General features: G+C 48.7%; 1 pseudogene. It reads right to left on the minus strand.

Annotated features, from left to right (window positions below):
- Positions 1 to 550: pseudogene (locus R7093_RS27405) on the minus strand (MoxR-like ATPase); the annotation flags it as partial.

The raw sequence follows: 550 nt of genomic DNA on the forward strand, positions 1-550 counted from the left end.
CCACCTTTATAGCTCAATGTGCCCGAAGTTGCATCGATGACCAAATCACCCGAAGTCACATTCGCTGTCGTAAAGTTGATGAAAGACTGGCTGAACGACAGCACACCTGCCGCAATATCCGCATCAATGGTTCGCTTCATTGCGTTGACCATTGGTGCATCCAGCAGCAATACAGGATCGTGGAACGCTGGGACAATCGCTGTTCGGAATGGCCCCCAAGCGCTATCGATGCTCTCTGCAACCTTGTTTAGTGTTGCAGGCTCATAGCTATCTAGGTACGTTTTTAGATCGTAACCTTTGGACGTCACCAGTTGATTTGCGTAGTCGTAAGCCAGCTTGTTTGCTTTTGTTGCCACAAACTTCTCGCCGTCGATAACAAACTCAACCTTGTCACCCGCGATAATACCGTAGCGGTCTTGTTGCTTCGTAAACGTATCAAACTGAGATTGACCACGAGTCTTCACTGTGTAGTCGTAAGACTTCATTTGGCGCACACCCATTCTCAAGATGACATCGCCAACACGTCCGCGACCTTCTGCGCCAATATCAA

The organism is Vibrio sp. 1580, from assembly GCF_033340055.1.